The sequence below is a fragment of the Pseudomonas sp. genome, from assembly GCF_033723075.1.
In the GTDB taxonomy this organism is placed as follows: Bacteria; Pseudomonadota; Gammaproteobacteria; order Pseudomonadales; family Pseudomonadaceae; genus Aquipseudomonas.
Genome location: NZ_JAWVXU010000007.1, coordinates 96,088 through 115,708 on the forward strand (window position 1 = coordinate 96,088; position 19,621 = coordinate 115,708).

Below are 19,621 nucleotides of genomic sequence, written 5' to 3' on the forward strand. Positions count from 1 at the left end.
CCGCAATGTCTTCGAATAGTAGCTGACAAAATCGATCACATCCCGTGCGGGGTCAGATACGCCGCGGTCGCCCCCCGCGTGGCCGCGCTAGCCTTGAGCTCCATGCGGGCGATGCTGCGCAGATGCACCTGGTCCGGGCCGTCGGCGAAGCGCAGGGCGCGGCCGGTGGTCCACATATCGGCCAGCGGCGTATCCGGGGTCAAGCCCATGGCGCCATAGACCTGCATGGCGCGGTCGACCACGCGGGTATGCATGCCCGGCACCAGCGCCTTGATCATGGCGATTTCCTTGCGCGCGGCCTTGGCGCCGACTTCGTCGATCATCCAGGCGGCCTTGAGGACCAGCAGCCGCGCCTGTTCGATCTCGATGCGCGACTCGGCGATCCAGTCGCCGATATTGGCGTACTGGTGCAGGTACTTGCCGAAGGCCTTGCGCTCCTGGCAGCGCTCGACCATCAACTCCAGGGCCAGCTCGGCCATGCCGATCGAGCGCATGCAGTGGTGCACGCGTCCGGGGCCGAGGCGTGCCTGGGCCATCATGAAGCCCGCGCCCTCCTCGCCCAGCAGATTGCCGACCGGCACCCGCACATTGCGCAACAGCAGCTCGCTATGGCCTTCCGGGGCGATGTGGTTCATCACCGGGATGTTGCGCAACAGCTCGACCCCGGGCGTATCGAACGGCACCAGGATCATGCTCTGCTGCTGGTGGGTGTCGGCATCCGGGTCGGTCTTGCCCATGACGATCAGCAGCCTGCAGTCGGGGTGCGAGGCATTGGTGATGAACCACTTGCGCCCGTTGATCACGTACTCGTCGCCGTCGCGGCGGATCAGGGTCTGGATATTGCTGGCATCCGAAGACGGCACGTCCGGCTCGGTCATGGCGAAGGCCGAGCGGATCTCGCCGTTGAGCAACGGCAGCAGCCAGCGCGCACGCTGCTCGGGCGTGGCGAACAGGTGCAGCAACTCCATGTTGCCGGTGTCCGGCGCGTTGCAGTTGAACACCTCCGAGGCCCAGGACACGCGACCCATGATCTCCGCCAGCGGTGCGTATTCCAGATTGCTCAGGCGGGTGCCCGGCTCGTCCGCGCCCAGCGCCGGAAGGAACAGGTTCCACAACCCCTCGCTGCGGGCCAGGGCCTTGAGGTCAGCCATGAATGGCACCGGAAACTGGCCGGCGCCGACAGCTTGGTGCCAGGCGCCGATGCGCGGCAGCACATGAGCGTCCATGAAATTGCGCAGCTGCTGACGCAGTGCTTCGGTGCGGGGGCTGTAGGCGAAGTGCATGGCGAACCTCGAATCGGTAATGGCTTGAGGTTTCACGTTAGGCCGCCACCAGGGTAAAACCCAGGATATTCGCCCGCCTGAATCGCTGCCCATCACAGCCGCTCAGCAGGCGAACAAGCTTGATCGAGATCATTACCTCGGCTGACAAAGCTGATAGTGGCGCGCAGGCTCTTGTGGCCCGGATGCAATCCGGGAGCGGTATTGCAGGTGCCAAAGCTCCCCGGATTTCATCCGGGCTACGGGACTGCTGGCAATAGCCTCATATTTCACAGGGGCTGCGATCCCGTAGGGGGGATGACGCTTTACCCATCCACCAATAGCGATGGTGGATGAAAACAGCGTCATCCCCCCTACTCAGCTCATAGCGGCCTTGGCCGCGATCCCGCTACCAGTGGATATAGAACATACCCTTGGCCAGCAGGACGATGCCGAGCATCTGCGCCAGCACCGCCCAGTGCAGTTTGCGGTACAGGCTCGGGCTCATGCGCCCAGACCTGAGCAGCATGGCGACCAGGCCGAAGCTGAAGAACAGGCTGACGGCCAGCACGATTTTCAGGCTCAACAAGGTGGCGAAACTGCTGGCGAAGGGGTCGGCCAGCGCCTGGCGGTGCTGCCAGGCCAGGCCGAAGCCGGCGCCGTAGACCAGCAGCACCACCCAGTGCAGCACCGTGCGGGTGCGCCGGCCGAGTGCCTGCTCCAGCTCGGCCACCGCGCCAGGCGCGAGCTGCGGCTTGACCTTGGCGAGGATGATCACCTCGAAGAACAGTGTGCCGATAAAGGCAATCGCCGCCAGCAGGTGCAGTACGTGCAGCAGTGAATAACTCATAACTGGATCCTTCCTGGTGAGCCGTCTCAGTGAGCCACCTCGAAATGATCGTAGGAGCCAGGGGGACGCCCAGTTCTTGCTGGCGATCTGATGGTCCCAAGATCGCTAGCAAGCTAGCTCCTACAAATACCAGTGGGTCAGGGCTGGCGCCCCTCAGACCGTACGCGAGAAGCTACCCTTCTGCGCAGCGCCGAGGTAGGCGTCGAAGGCCATGGCCACGCTGCGCATCATCAGATGCCCCTGTGGCAGCAGCACCAGGGAATCGCCGTAGATTTCCACCAGGCGATCCGCCACATGCTCCTCGAGTGCCGCCAGGGAGTCGGCAAAGTAATCCTTGAAACAAATCCCGTGGCGCGCCTCGACGGTGGCGAAGTCGACCCGGCCATGGCACATCAGGGCGCTGATCACCTCGCGGCGCAGCAGGTCGTCGGCGTTCAGACTGTAGCCGCGATGCACCGGCAGCAGGCCCTGATCGAGGCGCGCGTAGTACTGCGAGAGCTCCTTGACGCTCTGGCTGTAGCTGTCGCCGACGTTGCCGATCGAGGACACGCCGAGGCCGATCAGGTCGCAATCGGCATGGGTCGAATAACCCTGGAAATTACGCTGCAAGGTGCCATTGGCGCGGGCCAGGGCCAGTTCGTCATCCGGCAGGGCGAAATGGTCCATGCCGATATACACGTAGCCGGCGTCGGTCAGGCGCTTGATGGTCAGCTCCAGCAGCTCCAGCTTGCGCTCCGGCGGCGGCATGTCTTCGCGGCGGATCAGCCGTTGCGCGCGCACCAATTCCGGCAGGTGGGCATAGCTGTAGGCGGCGATACGATCCGGGCGCAGGGCGATGATCTTGCTCAGGGTGACGTCGAAACTGGCCACCGTCTGCAGCGGCAGGCCGTAGATCAGGTCGACGCTGACCGACTTGAACTGCGCCTCGCGCGCGGCGGCGACCAGCGCATAGACCTGCTCCTCGCTCTGCACCCGGTTGACCGCCGCCTGCACGTCGGCATCGAAGTCCTGCACGCCGAAGCTCAGGCGATTGAAGCCGAGCCCACGCAACTGCTGGATCTGCTCGGTGCTGATGGTGCGCGGGTCGACCTCGATGGAGAACTCGTGGTCGTCGCTGTCATCCATATTGAACGCCTGGTGCAAGGTGGCCATCAGGTCGGCCAGTTGCTCGCTGGTCAGGTAGGTCGGCGTGCCGCCGCCCAGGTGCAACTGGGTCAGCTTGCGCGTGCTGTCGAACAACGCCGCCTGCATGGCGATCTCGCGCTTGAGGTAGGTCAGGTACTCCACCGCGCGGTGGGTCTTCTTGGTGATGATCTTGTTGCAGGCGCAGTAGTAGCAAAGGCTCTGGCAGAACGGGATGTGGATATACAGCGACAACGGCTTGGGCGCGATCGCCTGATTGCTCGCGGCAACGGCGTTCTGGTAATCGTCCATGGCAAACGCCTGATGGAACTGCGGCGCGGTGGGATAGGAGGTATAGCGCGGCCCCGGGCGATCGTACTTCTCGACCAGCGCGCGATTGAAGTTCAGCGATTGGTCCATGTTCGACCACCTCGTAGCATGAATAGGAAGACCGCGACTGCGGCTAGCGCAGCGCCCGCCCTGCCCGCTCAGGGAGCCGGCAATAATGCCGCGATTGTACGGCGCGGCGCAGGCGCAGCACCTGACGAGAGTCAATTCTCGCGCACAACCCGCTCCCGCTACGTGCGCCGCTGTTGTGGGCGGTTAGCCGGATCGTCGCCCGCCCCGACCCGCCCACGCAAACACATAGCTTGGGCCGGGAGCCTAGGCTGAGCGGCGCGAAACCCAGCGAGGTCTAACCGGCAATGTTGCAAATCCACTATAGACGTTGGGCTGTGTCGCTCCGCTCTGCGACGAGGGCATGCCCTGGGAATGCCTATTTCGCGATCAATGATCACGCAATTCGAAATGCGGAAACAGTTGTTCCAGGCGCAGCCACAGCTCGCCCGCCTCGTTCGGCGTCGCGGCCATGGGCAGATCAGGGTCGAGCATGCGCGCGCTGCGCACCAACTGCACGGCGAAGCGTTCGACGCCGAAGGCATGCAGGCGCTGGCCGATGCGCCAGAGCTTTTCCACATCCAGCAGGTGCCAATGCACGGTGGTGCGGCACTCGTAGTCCACGCCGCTGGCCAGCAGGTGTTCCAGGCTGCGCCAGTTGGCCTTGCCGCTGCCGCTGACCCCGGTGATCAGCTCGGCATCCTCGGCCAGGGCCTTGATGTCGAAACCGACCCAGTCCGCCGCCTTGACCGCCCAGGAAAACGCCCAGGGCTTGATCCCTGCACTGTGCAGTCCGACGCGATAACCCAGCTGACGCACCTGTTCCATTGCCGGCACCAGACCGCCCTGCAGGGTCGCCTCGCCGCCACTGAACACCACGGCCTGCAACAAGCCCTGACGCCGCTGGAGAAATTCCAACACCTGCTGCCAGGTGATTTCATGCGAGCCACGGGCCGGGATCAGGTCAGGGTTGTGGCAATAACGACAGCGCCAGGCGCAGCCCTGACAGAACAGTACGCAAGCCAGCAGGCCGGGGTAGTCGAGGGTGGTCAGGGGCACCATGCCCCCGACCCGTAGCGCTCTGCTCACGCAGTGCGTACTCGCGCCGCCGCTTCGGTGAAGTGCTGACGCTCTAAGTGCTCGGACTGCTTGCCCGGGTTGAAGGCAGTGACCGGGCGGTGATAACCCATCACCCGGGTCCAGACTTCACAACGCTGGCGTTGTGCTGCGGGGAGTTGCTGAGTGCTTTGCATGGTGTCGCTCCTTGCTGTGGGTAAAATGGTTCGCATCCTGTATTCACATCCTGTAGGAGCGGGCCATGCCCGCGAAAACCAACGATGCAAAAGCATCGCGGGCATGGGACTGGGCGTCCCCCCGCTCCTACGACGTCAGGCGCTACAGTTTGTGGTGGCGGCGCAGCTTTGCTGCTTCTGCAGCAGCGCCTCGTCGCATTTCGGGCAGAACTCGTGTTCGCCATCCAGGTAGCCGTGCACCGGGCAAATCGAGAACGTCGGGGTAATCGTCAGGTACGGCAGGCGGAAACGCCCCAGGGCATTGCGCACCAGTTGCTTGCAGGCCTGGATCGAGGAAATCCGCTCGGCCATGTACAGGTGCAGCACGGTGCCGCCGGTGTACTTGCACTGCAGTTCGTCCTGCAGTTCCAGCGCCTCGAAGGGGTCGTCGGTGAAACCCACCGGCAATTGCGAGGAGTTGGTGTAGTAAGGCGCATCAAAGGTGCCGGCCTGGAGAATGTCCGGGTAGCGCTTGCGGTCTTCCTTGGCGAAGCGGTAGGTGGTGCCCTCGGCCGGCGTGGCCTCGAGGTTGTACATCTGCCCGGTTTCTTCCTGGAAGCGCACCAGGGTGGCCCGCACATGGTCGAGCAGGAGCAAGGCGAATTCACGGCCCTTCGGCGTATGCATGCCCTCCTCATCGCCGGTGAAGTTGCGCAGCATCTCGTGCATGCCATTCAGGCCGATGGTCGAGAAGTGATTGCGCAGGGTGCCCAGGTAACGCTTGGTATAGGGATAGAGCCCGGCGTCCATGTGGTGCTGGATCACCTTGCGCTTGACCTCCAGGCTCTCCATCGCCAGTTCCATCAACTGATCGAGGCGCTTGAGCAGGCCCTGGGTGTCGCCCTTGAACAGATAGCCCAGGCGTGCGCAGTTGATGGTCACCACGCCCAGCGAGCCGGTTTGCTCGGCCGAGCCGAACAGGCCGCCACCGCGCTTGAGCAGTTCGCGCACGTCCAGTTGCAGGCGGCAGCACATCGAGCGCACCTGATTGGGTTGCATGTCGGAATTGAGGAAATTCTGGAAGTACGGCAGGCCGTAGCGTGCTGTCATCTCGAACAGGCGGTCGGCGTTCTCGCTGTCCCAGGGAAAGTCATGGGTGATGTTGTAGGTCGGAATCGGGAAGGTGAACACCCGGCCCATGGCGTCGCCGGCCTGCATCACCTCGATATAGGCGCGGTTGATCAGTTCCATTTCGGCCTGCAGGTCGCCATAGGCGAAGGGCATTTCCACCCCGCCGATATAGGGGATCTGCTCGCGCAGGTCTTCCGGGCAGACCCAGTCGAAGGTCAGGTTGGTGAACGGCGTCTGGGTGCCCCAGCGCGACGGCACATTGAGGTTGTAGATGAATTCCTGAATGGCCTGGCGCACTTCGGCAAAGCCCAGGTTGTCCTTGCGCACATAGGGCGCCAGATAGGTATCGAAGGAGCTGAAGGCCTGGGCCCCGGCCCACTCGTTCTGCAAGGTGCCGAGGAAGTTGACCATCTGCCCCAGGGCACTGGACAGATGCTTGGGCGGTCCCGCCTCGACCCGCCCGGGAATGCCGTTGAAACCCTCGTTGAGCAGGCTGCGCAGCGACCAGCCGGCGCAGTAACCGGCGAGCATGTCCAGGTCGTGGACATGCAGATCGGCCTCGCGGTGCGCCAGGCCGATGCTCTCGCTGTACACCTCGTCCAGCCAGTAGTTGGCAGTGACCTTGCCCGACACGTTGAGGATCAGGCCGCCGAGGGAATAGCCCTGGTTGGCGTTGGCGCGCACCCGCCAGTCCTCGCGCGACAGGTATTCGTTCATCGACGCCGCCACATCCACCAGCGCCTTGCGATCACGGCGCAAGCGGCCATGGCGCTCGCGATAGACGATATAGGCGCGTGCGGTCTGGTAGAAACCGGCCTCCATCAACACCCGCTCGACGCGGTCCTGCACCTGTTCGACATCGATACTGGGCAAGTCCAGCAGGCGCAGCAGCACCGCTTCGGCCAGCTCCCCCGCCAGTACCTCGTCGAACTCGCCGCTGGCCTCGCCCGCCGCGATGATCGCCTGACGAATTTTGCCGAGATCGAACGCGGCGATGCTGCCATCGCGCTTGCATAACTGCTGAGGATGAAGGGCTTTAACCGGGCTGAGCATGTCGCCTCCTGACACTACATATAGATATTTATGTATCTGAAACCACAATATGCAGTGAAAGTTACCCGAGAAACGCCAAGCCGGGATTGACCTCGATCAAGATCCACGAACGCTCCGAACCGGCCAGCTTCAGCGCTGGCAGCAACCCCCGTAGCTCAGCCGGACACCTAACCCGTAGGGTGCGCCGCGCGCACCAGGCACCACAGACAGTCGGTGTGCACGGCACAGCCTATGAAGCCATGCCGTCGAGCCAGGGATTTTTGCGTTGAGCGTGGTTGAATCAGGCAGGCGTAATGCCACCGGTGATCGACTCTTTACTGAACCAGTCAGAGCACCCTACCCTGCACCCCGAAGCCCATCCCAAGGACAGCCCATGCAAGCACTTGAAAACAGGATTCCACCGCCACTGGTCGCGACCCTGTTCGCGCTGTTTATGTGGGCGCTTTCACGCGTTGTGCCGAGCATCGAGGTGAGCGATTCGCTGCGCCTAGGCTCCACGCTAGCCGTGCTGTTGCTTGGTGCGTTCTTCTGTCTGGCTGGCGTGCTGTCGTTCCGCCGGGCCAGGACCACAGTCAACCCGCTGAAACCGGAGACGGCATCGGCGCTGGTGAGTTCGGGGATCTATCGGGTGTCGCGCAACCCGATGTACCTTGGCTTTGCGCTGTTTCTCGCTGCCTGGGCGGTGTTTCTCGCATCGCCCTGGGCTCTGGTTGGGGTGTTGGGGTTCATCCTCTATATGAACCGCTTGCAGATCGCCGCGGAGGAGCGTGCGCTTGAGCTGTTGTTTGGCGCTGAATTTGACCGCTATAAATCCAGAGTTCGCCGCTGGTTGTAAGCCATAATGCCGGGCTGCAGCCAGAGCCTGCCGTTGACAGGCTGATGCCCAGCGCCTGAACGGTGCCAACGTCTGGTGTGGTTACGCAGCAATCGCACAACCCAGCCAATGCGCACTCCCCGGCGTCCAAGCATTGCATCACTCAGGAATCGCATCGAATGAACAGGCTGTATCTGCTTGGCCTCATAGCCTGCTTCACGAGCCACGCGGCTCTGGCCGGGACTTCTCCCGCCCTACTGGACAACAAACAGGCCTTCATTGCCGATTTGATGACGCAGATGACCCTCGAGGAAAAGGTCGGGCAGTTGCGCTTGATCAGCATCGGCGGGGATATGCCGCGCCCGCGCATCCTCGAAGAGATCGCCGCCGGCAATATCGGTGGCACCTTCAATACGGTGACGCGCCGCGACAATCGCCCCATGCAGGACGCCGCAGTGCAGAACAGTCGGCTGAAGATTCCGCTGTTCTTCGCCTACGACGTGATCCATGGCCACCGCACCATTTTCCCGATCAGCCTGGCGCTGGCGTCGAGTTGGGATTTGCAGGCGATTGCCCTGAGCGGTCGCATCGCCGCCATCGAGGCCAGCGCCGACGGCCTCGACATGGTCTTCGCGCCAATGGTCGATATCACCCGCGATCCGCGCTGGGGGCGCACCTCGGAAGGCTTTGGCGAAGACCCGTATCTGGTGTCGCAGATTGCCCGCAGCATGGTCAAGGCCTTGCAGGGTGCAACGCCCAGCGCCGCCGACAGTGTGATGGCCAGCGTCAAGCACTTCGCCCTGTATGGCGCGGTCGAGGGCGGGCGCGACTACAACGTGGTCGATATGAGCCCGATGCGCATGTATCAGGACTATCTGCCGCCCTACCATGCTGCCGTTGACGCCGGTGCGGGCGGCTTGATGGTCGCCCTGAATACGATCAACGGTGTGCCGGCCACCGCCAACACCTGGCTGATGCAGGATCTGCTGCGCCGCGATTGGGGCTTCACTGGGGTCACGATCAGCGACCACGGCGCGATCACCGAACTGGTCAGCCACGGGATTGCCAGGGATGGTCGCGAGGCTGCCAAGCTGGCGATCAGGGCCGGTATCGACATGAGCATGGCCGACTCGCTGTATCGCCAGGAGTTGCCCGCACTGGTGCGCTCGGGCGAGGTCAAGGTGCAGGAGATCGACAATGCCGTGCGTGAAGTGCTCGGTGCCAAATACGACCTGGGCTTGTTCCATGATCCATACCGGCGCATCGGCATCGCCGCCGAAGACCCGGCCGAAGTCCATGCCGAAAGCCGCCTGCACCGCGCCGAGGCCAGGGCCGTGGCGCGCCAGTCGATGGTCTTGCTGAAAAATCGCCAGCAGACCCTGCCGCTGAAAAAGACCGGCAGCATTGCCCTGGTTGGACCACTGGCAGATTCGCCCATCGACATGCTGGGTAGCTGGTCGGCAGCCGGTAACGCTGCGCAGTCGGTCACGCTGCGCCAGGGCCTGAACGCGGCGCTGGGCGAGCAGGCGCGAGTGATTTACGCCCTTGGGGCGAACGTGACCGATGATCAGCACATTATCGACTACCTGAACTTCCTCAAAGAGGACAAGCCAGTGGTCGTATTGGACCCGCGTCCGCCAACCGAGTTAATCGCCGAAGCGCTGCAAGCCGCCGCACAGGCCGATGTGATAGTCGCGGCGGTTGGCGAGGCGCGCGGCATGTCACACGAATCCTCGAGCCGCACCCGTCTGGACATCCCCCCCAGCCAGCAGGCGTTGCTGCGTGCGCTGAAGAAGACCGGCAAACCGCTGGTACTGGTATTGATGAACGGCAGGCCGCTGGCACTCAACTGGGAGCAGGCCAATGCCGACGCGATATTGGAAACCTGGTTCAGCGGTACCGAGGGCGGTCATGCGATTGCGGACGTTCTGTTCGGCGATTACAACCCGTCCGGCAAGCTGCCCATCACCTTCCCGCGCTCGGTCGGGCAGATTCCGACCTACTACAACCACTTGAGGCTCGGTCGTCCCTTTGTCGAAGGGCATCCGGGCAATTACACCTCGCAGTACTTCGAGGAACCCAACGGGCCGCTGTATCCTTTCGGCTATGGCTTGAGCTATACAGATTTCAGCCTTTCCGAGTTGCAGCTTTCGAGCCGCCACCTGGCGCGCGACGGCACCCTCGACGTCAGCCTGACCCTGAAAAACACCGGGGCGCGCGACGGCGCGACTATCATTCAGCTGTATATCCGCGACATTGCGGCTTCCGTGGTGCGTCCGGTCAAGGAATTGAAGCGCTTTCGCAAAGTCACGCTCAAGGCCGGCGAACAAACCCAGGTACGTTTCAGCATCAATGAAGATGACCTGAAGTTCTTCAACGCGCAGTTGCAACACGTGGCCGAGCCGGGTGAATTCGAGGTGCAGATCGGTCTGGATTCGCAAACCGTGCAGACCCAGCGTTTTGAGCTGCTGTAGCGGGCATCAGTGGCAGGGGTTTCCACGGCCAGCGCTTGGAGCCCTACCGCAACCTCACGGTCGACGCCAGAAAACCCATATGAAATAACTCGTAGGTGACTTGATGCATATCGAAGAATGCCTGACGCCCTTTTTCAGTGATACTGACCTGAGTAATGCGGCCGTCCACGGCGCTCTGATTGGTCTCAACCAAGCCATCACCCTTCATTCGGTAGATGACCTTAGTGATGGTTGAGTGCTTGGCGACGGCGTATTCGAAAATTTCCGTAATACTTGCCCCGTTGCGCTCGAACAGAATATTCAGCACGCGCCAACTCGGGATATCCAGCTGAACCTTTTTGAGCAATTTCTCCATGGCCATGGAGTAGCACCCGTACACGCGTACGAGCCAGTAGAAAGGAAAACCTTCCTTGTAAAAAGCCTTATTGGCGCGATTGTAACGGCTGCAGCGCTTATTGGGGGGGGATATGTGCGAACTGCTTTCATGAAGTGGGTAAGCAATCATAAATGTACTCCGAGCGCGAATAGACCACGCTCAGTCAATGCCCCGCCCGCTGAGTTTCAGAAGGGTATTCACCAAAGAGCTCCCGATAATTCCCAGCAAAGTGACTCAGGTGAAAGAAGCCCATTTCGGTCGCTATCTCACTCACTTTAAATTCGCTAGCTGTCGTACTGATCAGTCGACGCCGGACCGCATTCAACCGTAGATTGCGCAGATACTCTACTGGGCGAATACCTGTCACAACATGAAAACTGTTCTGCAACGTTCTGCGACTAACTCGCAGCTGCTCACACAAGTCGAGAATGCTGATTGGCGTCTCACTATTGGCCAGGGCCAGCTCCTGGCTTCTCTTCACCAGATAGGCGCACACTGCGAAATTACCTCGGCGCCCTCGCCCCTCGTCTGAAGCATTACTGAACAGATCGAGAAAAGCGTCCAACAAGGTGTCTTCGAGCATTTTTTCCGCAGCCGGACCGACATCCATAGCTCGCTGCAGCAGGCACTGAAAAATCGGATAGATCCGTTGTTGGAGGCGCTGCAACACACTTTCGGAAATACTTATCTGCGACATGGTTTTCAAAAGTTTGAGTTTCTCCGTAGAAAGCTCGAACGCCGCCAGTCTTGCAAACCGTACAACATCAACATTCACGGCGAAAAACTGCATGCCTTCTGGAGCGTGCAACAGGAACTCCTCGCCATCGCGCAACAACACTACGCTATGGGCCCCAACTTCAAGCCCCTGCACCATCGGAGCGCGGCCAGAACTCAGCGATATAGCGATACAAAGACGCCCCTCGGGAGCGCAACCATGCTGCACGATACGCTTGTTCAAACTCTCCTGAAATATCTGAAAACGATCGGCCGAGACTTGTCGCAGCTCACTCGAAAAGCTGCCACAACTCAATTGATCATAGGTCTGCTGCCAGCCCAAAATCGAACTGGCATGCTGATGAGGATCAGCGAAGGAACGGGTTTCGGTAAGCATGATCATCGCGCCTCTAGCGTCATAATTCTTATTATCAGACCAACAGGTAGTCCGTCATCCATGACGCGCCAGGCTGCATCAGTCGGGTTTTGACATCGACTCGAAGCGTAAAGCCAACTCCATGCCAACCATCTGCAAACGATATTCACCGGGCTTGATGTCCAGCGGTGCCAGCAAGGCTCCCGAGAGAATGACCTGCCCCGCACTCAACGGCCGACCGTCAGCCAGTAGTCGACGCAGCAACCAGCACAGGTTCACCAGCGGAGTGTCGATGCGCCCATCGCTATGACCCACGCCACACAATTCACCCTCGTGCTCCAGACAATACTCCACCCGCGCATGCCGCTTAGAGTCGAAGGTTTGCCGCGGGCCAAGGCAATACAACGCCGCGGCGGCATTGTCGGCGAGGAAAGCACCCGCAGCGAAACGCCAGCCTTGCCAGCGGCAATCGGCGATCTCCAAAGCTGGTGCCACCTCGGTTATGGCCTCGATCAATTGTTCGTCAGTATAGTCCCCGGGGATAATCTCACGCCCTAGCAGGAATGCCAGTTCGATCTCCAGCTTGGGCTGGATCAGGCTGGCCAGGCCGACGCGGCTGCCCGGCTCTACCTGCATGGTAGATGTCAGCGCCCCATAGACCGGCTCGCTCAGGCCGAAACGTGCCTGCGCGGTGGCAGCGCTGAAGGCCACCTTCCAGCCGCGAAGGAACTCTCCCTCCCGCAACCTCAGCTGCAACGCCAGCTGCTGCAGACGGTAGCCTTGCGCCACATCCGGCGCTGCACCATCCGTCAGGGATGGCAGCACCGTCGCGCTCAGCCCCGCCTGGCGCAATGCGTCAGGCAGATCCGCAAAGAGATCCAGGTTCATGACAGTTGTCCAGCCAGCTTGGCCAGCACGCCTTCCAGGCGCTCCGGTGTGGTGATGGCCGCGATGAAGCGGTCGGGACGGACCACCACAATGTTGTCACGGGCTTTGGAGAACCAGTCGTCCAAGCGGTTATCCACGTCCTCCACGCTGATCACACCCTCGGCGCTCAACGGCTGATTGCGGTTGCCGCTACGCGAGCGGTTGACCTGGATGAAGCGGGTCTCCAAGCCATTCCAAAATGCCCGCGCCTCGGCACTCAGCCCAGCGGTCGGATTGGTCCGGTAGCCGATCACCGCGTACCAGGGACCTAGCACATCGTCGAAGCGCACGCGCGCGCCGTCGGCATTCTCGACCTGGGGCTGGATGAACAGTTGGCCGACCAGGTCACCCTCGCGCACATCAGGTCGCTCGTGATAGACCAGCCCCTTGGTGATGGTCGCCTTGGGCTTGAACTTGAACTCCAGCAGGTGCGAACGCAGGTTGTCGACGGTGTTGACCGCCTGGAACAGCCAGTCGCGAACACCCGCCACCAGCGGATTGGTCAAACCCAGTACCGCACCCATGTTGTCGGCCAGAGCGATCAGGTCGGTGGCATGACCACGGCGTTCCAGGTCGTAGCTCTGGATGATCGATGCCTTGGCGCGCCCCTTGACCACAGCGGCCAGCTTCCAGCAGAGGTTGGCCACATCACGCAGACCGGAGTTGAGACCCTGGCCAGCCCAAGGCGGGGTGATGTGCGCAGCATCACCGATCAGCGCCACCCGACCAGAGACGAAACGCTCGGCCACCCGCGAGTTGTGGGTGTAGGCACGAATCCGCACGATCTCCAGCTGATCTACCGCATCGCCGATATGGCCGCGGATCAGGCGCCGGATATTATCCTCTTCACACATCTTCGCCTCGTCCTCGCCCTCCATCAGCATGAACTCCCAGCGGCGCTGACGGTACGGCAAGTAGATGCACACAAAGGGCCGCTGCGGGTCAGCGTGCAACGCCGTATAAGGCGCTTCCAGCGTGTCGTTGGCGGCATCGACTACCACCCACTTGCGCGGGTGGGTCAGGCCGATCAGCTGGATGCCGAGCTGCTTGCGCACGCAGGAACGGCCGCCATCGGCGCCAATCACATACTGGGCACGCAGCTCATAGGGCTCGCCAGCGGCGTCCTTGACCTTGAGCGTGACGCCTGCGCAGTCTTGGCTGAGTTCGAGCATTTCATGGCCCTGGCGCAGGTCGACGCATTCACGCTTGTCCAGTTCCTCGCGCAAGGTCCCCTCGAGCAACTGCTGCATGAAGATGTTGCGCATGGGCCAGCCGTAGTCGGCGATGCTTGGCTTCACCTCGGCGAAACAGACGCCACGGGCGTTGTAGTAACGCAGGGGCACATTGCTGATCATGTCGCGATGGGCGGGTTCTGCGACGCCCACCGTCTGTAACACGCGTAGCGCCTCGTCATCCATGCCGACCGCTCTTGGGTAGGGCAAAATGCCTTCGTTTAGCTCCAGTACCACGCAGTCGATACCGTAAAGGCCCATGTAATGGGCGGCAGCTATCCCGTTCGGTCCACCACCGACAATCACAATCTGAGTAGTCTCGCGTTTCATGCTTTATCACCGGTTTCTTGTTGTGATCGATCGGCCAACTCACCTATATAACCAGCCACGACACTATTGAAGGTTTCACCCTGATCATCATGCACATAGTGACTTGCGTCGGCGATCTCTACTGTCTGGACATGAGGATTGGCGTCCTTGACTGCGTCCAGCGTGGCCAACGGCAGGAAATCCGAGCGACCGCCGCGGATAAATAAGGTCGGGCAATCCAATGCCCTTACTGCTGGCCAGAGATCGGTCGGGGTAATGCTCAGGCGCGCCTCGGCGATCCCCTGCTGGTCGTGCCGCCAAGTAACCCCATCCGCGGTTTCTTTCATGGAGTATGCCAACCGCGATGCCAGCCCCGTCTCCGACAATCCTGAGCGGGATTTGCGCCAGAACGCTCGGGCGGCATTCCAGTCCACGAACTGCAGGGGCGTCTCGCTCATCTCCCGACGAATCCGCGCAGCACCATCGCCGCTAGTTGACGAGCCGGGACCGATGTCCTCGATCACCAAAGCCAGCAGCCGTCCTGGGTTCTGCCGCGCATACTCCAGCGCGTTGGTGCCTCCCAGCGAGTGGCCCACGAGCACGAAGCGCTCCAGCGCCAGATGGGCCACCAGATCCTCCAGATCGTTGACATAGCACTGCGTCTGGTAACTCGAGCTATCTGCCCAATCACTCAGGCCGCGCCCACGCTGATCAAGCGCATAACAGCAGAATCTATCGCCCAGGGTGGTGGCCAGCGGCTCCCAGGTCTGCGCATAGGCCCGCAAACCATGCAACAGAATCACTGGAATACCATCCGGCCGCCCCAAGCGCAGGAAATGAAGGCGCAGCCCGGAACGGTTGGTAAAGAAATGGTTTTCCGTGGACATCGGTTCTCTCCGGCCAGCAGTAGTATTCATCAGGTCAGGCCGTTGTCGCCCTTGATATCCTTGGCCTGCAGGCCGCCCAGGCGGGCGTGCAGACGACCACGGCTAGCAAAGGCCCAGATGACAATGACCTCATCCGGTGCCGGACCATCGCCGAAGGACACAGAAACGGTGTCGTACTGGGCGCGCACATACAGCGCATCCTTGTGTGCCAGCGGCACATCGATGGTGACACCCGGCGCACCGCGCTTGCCGGTGGACGGTACCCAGGACTTGCCGCCGCCCAGGGCTTCGCGCACCGGATCGGCCGCGGGATTGGTCAGGAAAGCATTGCCATGCTCGTATTCGCAGTTGCTGCCCACCAGGCAGGCCTTGCCGTAGCTGACGATGGCGCGCCCGCCTGCCAGTGCCTGAATGCGCCGGCCGAATTCGCGGCCCAGTTCGGGCGAACTCTCGATCAGTTCGCTGAGATCCTCACTGAAACGCCCGGCATAGGGATTATGGATGGCCGCGGCGACCACGTACTTGAACAGCGGCTCGCCATCGGCCAGTTGTCCGCTCTCGTTGGCCAGGGTTTCTTCGCTGAAGCTGTACCACTTACGGATGTGGTAGTTGGCAAAGTTGCTCGGTTTCATTGTGCAGGTCCTTACAGTGGATCGAGTTTGAAATTACGGCTGGGCGCGCCGGCCGCCTTGAAACGCGCCTTGGCACGTTCGTCGTCATGGTCGGTTTCGAGGAAGAACTCCAGGCGGTTATCGTCGGGGTCGTTGAAGTACACACCGTTGCCGATTTCATGATCGGTGATCTTCACCACCTCAACGCCCTTGCTCAGCAACATGCCGTAGAGCTGACGCAGGGTGTCCATGTCACCGGCGATCTCCAGCCCGTAGTGCTGCAGCCCCAGGCCACCCTGGTGGGCACCAGGTGCCGCCTTGATCAGTGCGATGTCGTGGTGCTTGGTGCCGAACGCCATCATGATCCAGCTCTCGCCCCGGGCACTTTCGTGCATGCCGAGAACGTCGGCGTACCAGAGTGCGGAAGCCTCTGGATCGGTGACGAACAGCGATAGATGAGTACGAACAACCTCGACTTTCATCAGGTGACTCCTCAATTTTTGCTGGCGATGGATTGGTGCCCGGCCTTGATCTGTGCCACGGCAGGCGTCCACAGCACGTCGGCGATCTCGCTGAAGTCGCGCCATTGCTTGCGCCAGCTGTTGCCACCATTTTCCGAGGTGAACAAATGGCCGTACTTGGTGCCAGCCACCACTTGCAATGGATTGGCCGGGTTGAAAGCAATCGCCCAGACACAGGAGTTCGGCTGCTGCGGCAGCGGTAGAACCTCCCAACTGGCGGCGGCGTCGCGCGAGATCAGCACCTTGCTGGTAGTACCCGGTGTGCCATCGGAGATACTCAGGTAGAGCGTGTCTTCGCTGCCGAGTGGCGCGGTCAGCACACGGGAGTAGTAGAGACCGAAGGTTTCGCTGGCGAGGATCCCGCTCCAGGTCTGGCCTTCATCGAAGCTGCGGTAGATGGCATTGACACAGACCACCACAATCACTTTCTTGCCATGGTTGGGCAACACCACGATGTTGTGGATATCCGAGTTGTAGTCCCACAACAGGCGATCGTCGATACGGGTCCAGCTATCGCCGCCGTCACGGCTGTGGAACAGACCACCTTCTTCCAGACCGAACCAGACCTGGTTGCGATCGCTAGGATCGTAGGCGAACGCCAGCAGGCGCGGCCGACTGACCCCGGCGCAGAACTCGGGGATTTCCACCGGTGCGCGATCCCAGCTCTGCCCACCATCGAGCGTACGCCAGAGCACCGCGCGGGAGGGTGCGCCGGTGCCGACGAAGATGCGCTGCGCATCCTGAGGGTCGACCGCGACCTTCCATACCGTCTGGCCATTGAACGGCGAATCCACCAGCGCCCAGCTACCACCGACATCGCGGCTGACCACCAGGCCGATATCGCTGCCGGCATAGATAACCTCGGGGGCGTCAGGACTGATGCTCAACGAACGGGTGATGGCGTCGAACTCCAGCGGCTGACCGAGTCCCAGGCGATGCCAGGTATGACCATCATCGGCGCTGCGGATGACGGCCTGACCGACCGTCGCTACAAGAAATGTTCCGTTACTCATCGCTGTCACCTCTTAGATGAAGATGCCACGGGTCAGGCCGCCGTCGATGCCGATGGACTCGCCGGTCACTGCGCCAGACTTGGGCGATGCCAGGAAACCGATCAGCCAGCCCATTTCGATGGGCTGCAGGGTGCGACGAATTGGCGTTGCGTCGATGTAACCCTGCTCGACCTGCTGAGGCGTTTTGCCTTGCTTGATGCCCTCGCGCTCGTACAGCTCCTGGATATGCGGTGTGTCGACCACCCCCGGATGGATCAGGTTGACCGTGACGCCAAACGGCCCCAGCTGGTCGGAGAGCGTCTTGGTCATATGGGCGATGGCCAGGTTGCGCATGCCCGAAAGCACCTTGCTACTGCGCCCGGTCAAGCCACCGATATTGATGATGCGACCGAACCCTGCCGCCTTCATGTGCGGGGTTACCGCCTTGGCGCAGCGGAAGTAGCCGATCACCTTGGTGTTCAGGTCGGACAGCAATTCGTCGTCGCCAGCATGTTCGATGTCGTTACGCACCACACCGGACGGCGCCGCCGCGCCGTTGACTAGGATGTCGATACGACCGAAATGGGCCTTGGCCGCGCTCACCATGTCGCCAACCGCAGCCATGTCGTTGGTGTCGCAGAACAGCGGCAACACTTCATTGCCGGTTTCAGCGGTAATCTCCGCTGCGGCCTGCTGCAGGTACTCCATGCGGCGTGCACAGATCACCACCTTGCAGCCTTCCTGGGACAGAAAACGCGCGACTTCCTTGCCAATCCCCATGCCGCCACCGGTGACGATGGCCACACGGTCTTTCAATTCCAGATCCATGCCTATTCCTCTTGTCGTTGGTTTGTTCAGGCGAGATCGACGAAGACGCTTTTCGTCTCGGTGTAGGCGTCGATCACGTGCTTGCTCATTTCCCGGCCCCAGCCGGATTGCTTGTAGCCACCGAAGGGCGAAGCCGGGTCGACCACGTTCCAGCAGTTGATCCACACCGAACCGGCCTTGAGCTGCGCCGCGACCCGGTGTGCAGAGCGCAGGTCGTTGGTCCAAAGACCGGCGGCCAGGCCGAAGGGTGAGTCGTTGGCGCGGACAACCAGTTCATCTATGTCAGACCAGCTCATGACGGTGAGCACCGGACCAAAGATCTCCTCACGCGCCACGCAGGCGCGTTCGGCGCGGTCGAGGAACACACTCGGTTCAATGAAATGGCCCTGTTCGAGGTGCGTCGGCCGGTTGCCGCCGCAAATCAGCTCGGCACCGTCTTCCCGGCCGCGCTGCAGGTAGCCCTTGACCGTGTCCAGTTGCCGCTGCGAGACCAGCGGCCCCATGCTGGTTGCTGGATTGAGGCCGGAGCCGAGCACGTAAGCCGCGGCATGTCGCTGCAGTTCATCCAGCACTTGATCGAGCACGCTCTCATGCACATAAAGACGTGAACCGGCAGTGCACACCTGGCCCTGGTTGTAGAAGATGCCGTCGGCCGCGCCTTTGGCTGCACGCACGATGTCCGCATCCGGCAGGATGATGTTCGGCGACTTGCCGCCCAGCTCCAGCGAGACCTTCTTCATGTTGCCGGTCGCCGCCTGGGCAATCAGGCGGCCGACCTGGGTCGAGCCGGTGAAGGCGATCTTGTCCACATCAGCATGCTGCGCCAGTGGTGCTCCAGTACGAATACCGAAACCCGTGAGCAGGTTGACCACACCCGCCGGGAAGCCGGCTGCCTCGATCAGCTGCACCAGACGCACAGCCACCAGCGGTGTCTGCTCGGCGGGCTTGAGCACTGCGGTGCAGCCGGTGGCCAGCGCCGGACCGAGTTTCCAAACGCACATGGTCAGCGGGAAGTTCCATGGCACGATCAGCGCGCACACCCCCACCGGCTCACGCAGGGTGTAATTGAGCATCGGCGCGCCGCTGGCCGGGGATACCGGCAGGGTGCTGCCCTCGATCTTGGTTGGCCAGCCAGCGAAGTAACGCACGATATTGGCAGCGCTCGCGGCCTCCCCCCTGGCGGTAGCAATCGGCTTGCCGTTCTCAAGGGTGATCAGCTGCGCCAGCTCCTCGGCATGGGCATCGATCAGTTCGCCCAGGCGAAATAACAGCAGGCTCCGACGCGCTGGCGACACATGCCGCCACGGCCCCTCGAATGCAGCACGCGCGGCGGCCACCGCTGCGTCGACATCCGCGACGTCGCCTTCGGCGACCTCGCACAGCACAGCCTCGGTAGCCGGATTCTCTACGGCAAAACGACGACCGCTCGCGGCCTCCTGCCAGCTTCCGCCAATAAAGAGTCGGCCTGGGTTAGCCAGGAATTCACGCACTGCAGGCAAAAGTTCGATATCGCTCAT

The 19,621-nt window shown here is 61.7% G+C and carries 18 protein-coding genes; 2 read left to right on the forward strand and 16 right to left on the reverse strand.

Going from position 1 to position 19,621, the window contains the following annotated elements; all coding sequences use genetic code 11:
* Positions 1 to 35 precede the first annotated feature (35 nt).
* The 6 genes from R3355_RS10450 to R3355_RS10475 form a co-directional block, all read right to left on the reverse strand.
* Positions 36 to 1,283, reverse strand: a complete 1,248-nt coding sequence (locus tag R3355_RS10450) for an acyl-CoA dehydrogenase family protein (protein ID WP_318961240.1) — start codon at positions 1,281 to 1,283, stop codon at positions 36 to 38.
* A gap of 385 nt (positions 1,284 to 1,668) precedes the next feature.
* Positions 1,669 to 2,109, reverse strand: coding sequence for a hypothetical protein (locus R3355_RS10455; protein ID WP_318961127.1), 441 nt, complete (start codon positions 2,107 to 2,109; stop codon positions 1,669 to 1,671).
* A 153-nt stretch (positions 2,110 to 2,262) separates the two neighbouring features.
* Positions 2,263 to 3,651: an oxygen-independent coproporphyrinogen III oxidase gene (hemN, locus tag R3355_RS10460; RefSeq protein ID WP_318961128.1), complete on the reverse strand. Its 1,389-nt coding sequence runs from the start codon at positions 3,649 to 3,651 to the stop codon at positions 2,263 to 2,265.
* A 366-nt stretch (positions 3,652 to 4,017) separates the two neighbouring features.
* Positions 4,018 to 4,716 carry an anaerobic ribonucleoside-triphosphate reductase activating protein gene (locus R3355_RS10465; RefSeq protein WP_318961129.1) on the reverse strand — a complete coding sequence of 233 codons (699 nt, stop codon included), beginning with the start codon at positions 4,714 to 4,716 and terminating at the stop codon, positions 4,018 to 4,020.
* Positions 4,713 to 4,880 (reverse strand): anaerobic ribonucleoside-triphosphate reductase, encoded by a 168-nt coding sequence (nrdD, locus tag R3355_RS10470; RefSeq protein ID WP_318961130.1) that lies wholly within the window; start codon positions 4,878 to 4,880, stop codon positions 4,713 to 4,715. Before nrdD ends, R3355_RS10465 begins: the two co-directional genes overlap by 4 nt.
* Before the next feature lie 135 nt (positions 4,881 to 5,015).
* Positions 5,016 to 7,043, reverse strand: coding sequence for a ribonucleoside triphosphate reductase (locus tag R3355_RS10475; RefSeq protein WP_318961131.1), 2,028 nt, complete (start codon positions 7,041 to 7,043; stop codon positions 5,016 to 5,018).
* A gap of 373 nt (positions 7,044 to 7,416) precedes the next feature.
* Here R3355_RS10475 and R3355_RS10480 point away from each other — a divergent pair, with 373 nt between their 5' ends.
* Positions 7,417 to 7,878, forward strand: a complete 462-nt coding sequence (locus R3355_RS10480) for an isoprenylcysteine carboxylmethyltransferase family protein (RefSeq protein WP_318961132.1) — start codon at positions 7,417 to 7,419, stop codon at positions 7,876 to 7,878.
* Between the two features lie 158 nt (positions 7,879 to 8,036).
* Positions 8,037 to 10,331: a beta-glucosidase BglX gene (bglX, locus tag R3355_RS10485; RefSeq protein WP_318961133.1), complete on the forward strand. Its 2,295-nt coding sequence runs from the start codon at positions 8,037 to 8,039 to the stop codon at positions 10,329 to 10,331.
* 43 nt (positions 10,332 to 10,374) lie between these two features.
* Here the strand turns inward: bglX and R3355_RS10490 are convergent, their stop codons facing one another.
* From R3355_RS10490 to R3355_RS10535, 10 genes are all read right to left on the reverse strand, one after another.
* On the reverse strand, positions 10,375 to 10,836 hold the full coding sequence (locus tag R3355_RS10490) for a MarR family winged helix-turn-helix transcriptional regulator (RefSeq protein ID WP_318961134.1): 462 nt from the start codon (positions 10,834 to 10,836) through the stop codon (positions 10,375 to 10,377).
* A 34-nt stretch (positions 10,837 to 10,870) separates the two neighbouring features.
* Positions 10,871 to 11,818 (reverse strand): helix-turn-helix domain-containing protein, encoded by a 948-nt coding sequence (locus tag R3355_RS10495; RefSeq protein WP_318961135.1) that lies wholly within the window; start codon positions 11,816 to 11,818, stop codon positions 10,871 to 10,873.
* Positions 11,819 to 11,896: 78 nt separating this feature from the next.
* Entirely contained in the window at positions 11,897 to 12,685 is a 789-nt protein-coding gene (locus R3355_RS10500; protein WP_318961136.1) for a 2-keto-4-pentenoate hydratase, read from the reverse strand.
* Positions 12,682 to 14,286: a bifunctional 3-(3-hydroxy-phenyl)propionate/3-hydroxycinnamic acid hydroxylase gene (locus tag R3355_RS10505; RefSeq protein ID WP_318961137.1), complete on the reverse strand. Its 1,605-nt coding sequence runs from the start codon at positions 14,284 to 14,286 to the stop codon at positions 12,682 to 12,684. The genes R3355_RS10500 and R3355_RS10505 overlap by 4 nt, the downstream gene beginning before the upstream one ends.
* Positions 14,283 to 15,152, reverse strand: a complete 870-nt coding sequence (locus R3355_RS10510) for an alpha/beta hydrolase (protein WP_318961138.1) — start codon at positions 15,150 to 15,152, stop codon at positions 14,283 to 14,285. The genes R3355_RS10505 and R3355_RS10510 overlap by 4 nt, the downstream gene beginning before the upstream one ends.
* A gap of 29 nt (positions 15,153 to 15,181) precedes the next feature.
* The gene (locus R3355_RS10515; protein ID WP_318961139.1) at positions 15,182 to 15,784 is read right to left on the reverse strand and encodes an amino acid synthesis family protein; all 603 of its coding nucleotides are present in this window, start codon (positions 15,782 to 15,784) and stop codon (positions 15,182 to 15,184) included.
* Positions 15,785 to 15,795: 11 nt separating this feature from the next.
* Positions 15,796 to 16,245: a VOC family protein gene (locus tag R3355_RS10520; RefSeq protein ID WP_318961140.1), complete on the reverse strand. Its 450-nt coding sequence runs from the start codon at positions 16,243 to 16,245 to the stop codon at positions 15,796 to 15,798.
* Between the two features lie 11 nt (positions 16,246 to 16,256).
* Positions 16,257 to 17,297, reverse strand: a complete 1,041-nt coding sequence (locus R3355_RS10525) for a WD40/YVTN/BNR-like repeat-containing protein (RefSeq protein WP_318961141.1) — start codon at positions 17,295 to 17,297, stop codon at positions 16,257 to 16,259.
* A gap of 12 nt (positions 17,298 to 17,309) precedes the next feature.
* Complete coding sequence (locus R3355_RS10530; RefSeq protein WP_318961142.1) at positions 17,310 to 18,104, reverse strand: SDR family NAD(P)-dependent oxidoreductase; 795 nt, start codon at positions 18,102 to 18,104, stop codon at positions 17,310 to 17,312.
* Positions 18,105 to 18,130: 26 nt separating this feature from the next.
* A complete protein-coding gene (locus R3355_RS10535; protein ID WP_318961143.1) occupies positions 18,131 to 19,621 on the reverse strand; it encodes an aldehyde dehydrogenase family protein in 1,491 nt (496 codons plus the stop codon).

Excerpts from the sequence above, each read along its gene's own strand:
- R3355_RS10450 (WP_318961240.1), bottom strand. The coding sequence starts at position 1,283 with ATGCACTTCGCCTACAGCCCCCGCACCGAAGCACTGCGTCAGCAGCTG.
- R3355_RS10455 (WP_318961127.1), bottom strand. The coding sequence starts at position 2,109 with ATGAGTTATTCACTGCTGCACGTACTGCACCTGCTGGCGGCGATTGCC.
- hemN (WP_318961128.1), bottom strand. The coding sequence starts at position 3,651 with ATGGACCAATCGCTGAACTTCAATCGCGCGCTGGTCGAGAAGTACGAT.
- nrdD (WP_318961130.1), bottom strand. The coding sequence starts at position 4,880 with ATGCAAAGCACTCAGCAACTCCCCGCAGCACAACGCCAGCGTTGTGAA.
- R3355_RS10475 (WP_318961131.1), bottom strand. The coding sequence starts at position 7,043 with ATGCTCAGCCCGGTTAAAGCCCTTCATCCTCAGCAGTTATGCAAGCGC.
- R3355_RS10480 (WP_318961132.1), top strand. The coding sequence starts at position 7,417 with ATGCAAGCACTTGAAAACAGGATTCCACCGCCACTGGTCGCGACCCTG.
- bglX (WP_318961133.1), top strand. The coding sequence starts at position 8,037 with ATGAACAGGCTGTATCTGCTTGGCCTCATAGCCTGCTTCACGAGCCAC.
- R3355_RS10490 (WP_318961134.1), bottom strand. The coding sequence starts at position 10,836 with ATGATTGCTTACCCACTTCATGAAAGCAGTTCGCACATATCCCCCCCC.
- R3355_RS10495 (WP_318961135.1), bottom strand. The coding sequence starts at position 11,818 with ATGCTTACCGAAACCCGTTCCTTCGCTGATCCTCATCAGCATGCCAGT.
- R3355_RS10500 (WP_318961136.1), bottom strand. The coding sequence starts at position 12,685 with ATGAACCTGGATCTCTTTGCGGATCTGCCTGACGCATTGCGCCAGGCG.
- R3355_RS10505 (WP_318961137.1), bottom strand. The coding sequence starts at position 14,286 with ATGAAACGCGAGACTACTCAGATTGTGATTGTCGGTGGTGGACCGAAC.
- R3355_RS10510 (WP_318961138.1), bottom strand. The coding sequence starts at position 15,152 with ATGTCCACGGAAAACCATTTCTTTACCAACCGTTCCGGGCTGCGCCTT.
- R3355_RS10515 (WP_318961139.1), bottom strand. The coding sequence starts at position 15,784 with ATGAAACCGAGCAACTTTGCCAACTACCACATCCGTAAGTGGTACAGC.
- R3355_RS10520 (WP_318961140.1), bottom strand. The coding sequence starts at position 16,245 with ATGAAAGTCGAGGTTGTTCGTACTCATCTATCGCTGTTCGTCACCGAT.
- R3355_RS10525 (WP_318961141.1), bottom strand. The coding sequence starts at position 17,297 with ATGAGTAACGGAACATTTCTTGTAGCGACGGTCGGTCAGGCCGTCATC.
- R3355_RS10530 (WP_318961142.1), bottom strand. The coding sequence starts at position 18,104 with ATGGATCTGGAATTGAAAGACCGTGTGGCCATCGTCACCGGTGGCGGC.
- R3355_RS10535 (WP_318961143.1), bottom strand. The coding sequence starts at position 19,621 with ATGAGCGATATCGAACTTTTGCCTGCAGTGCGTGAATTCCTGGCTAAC.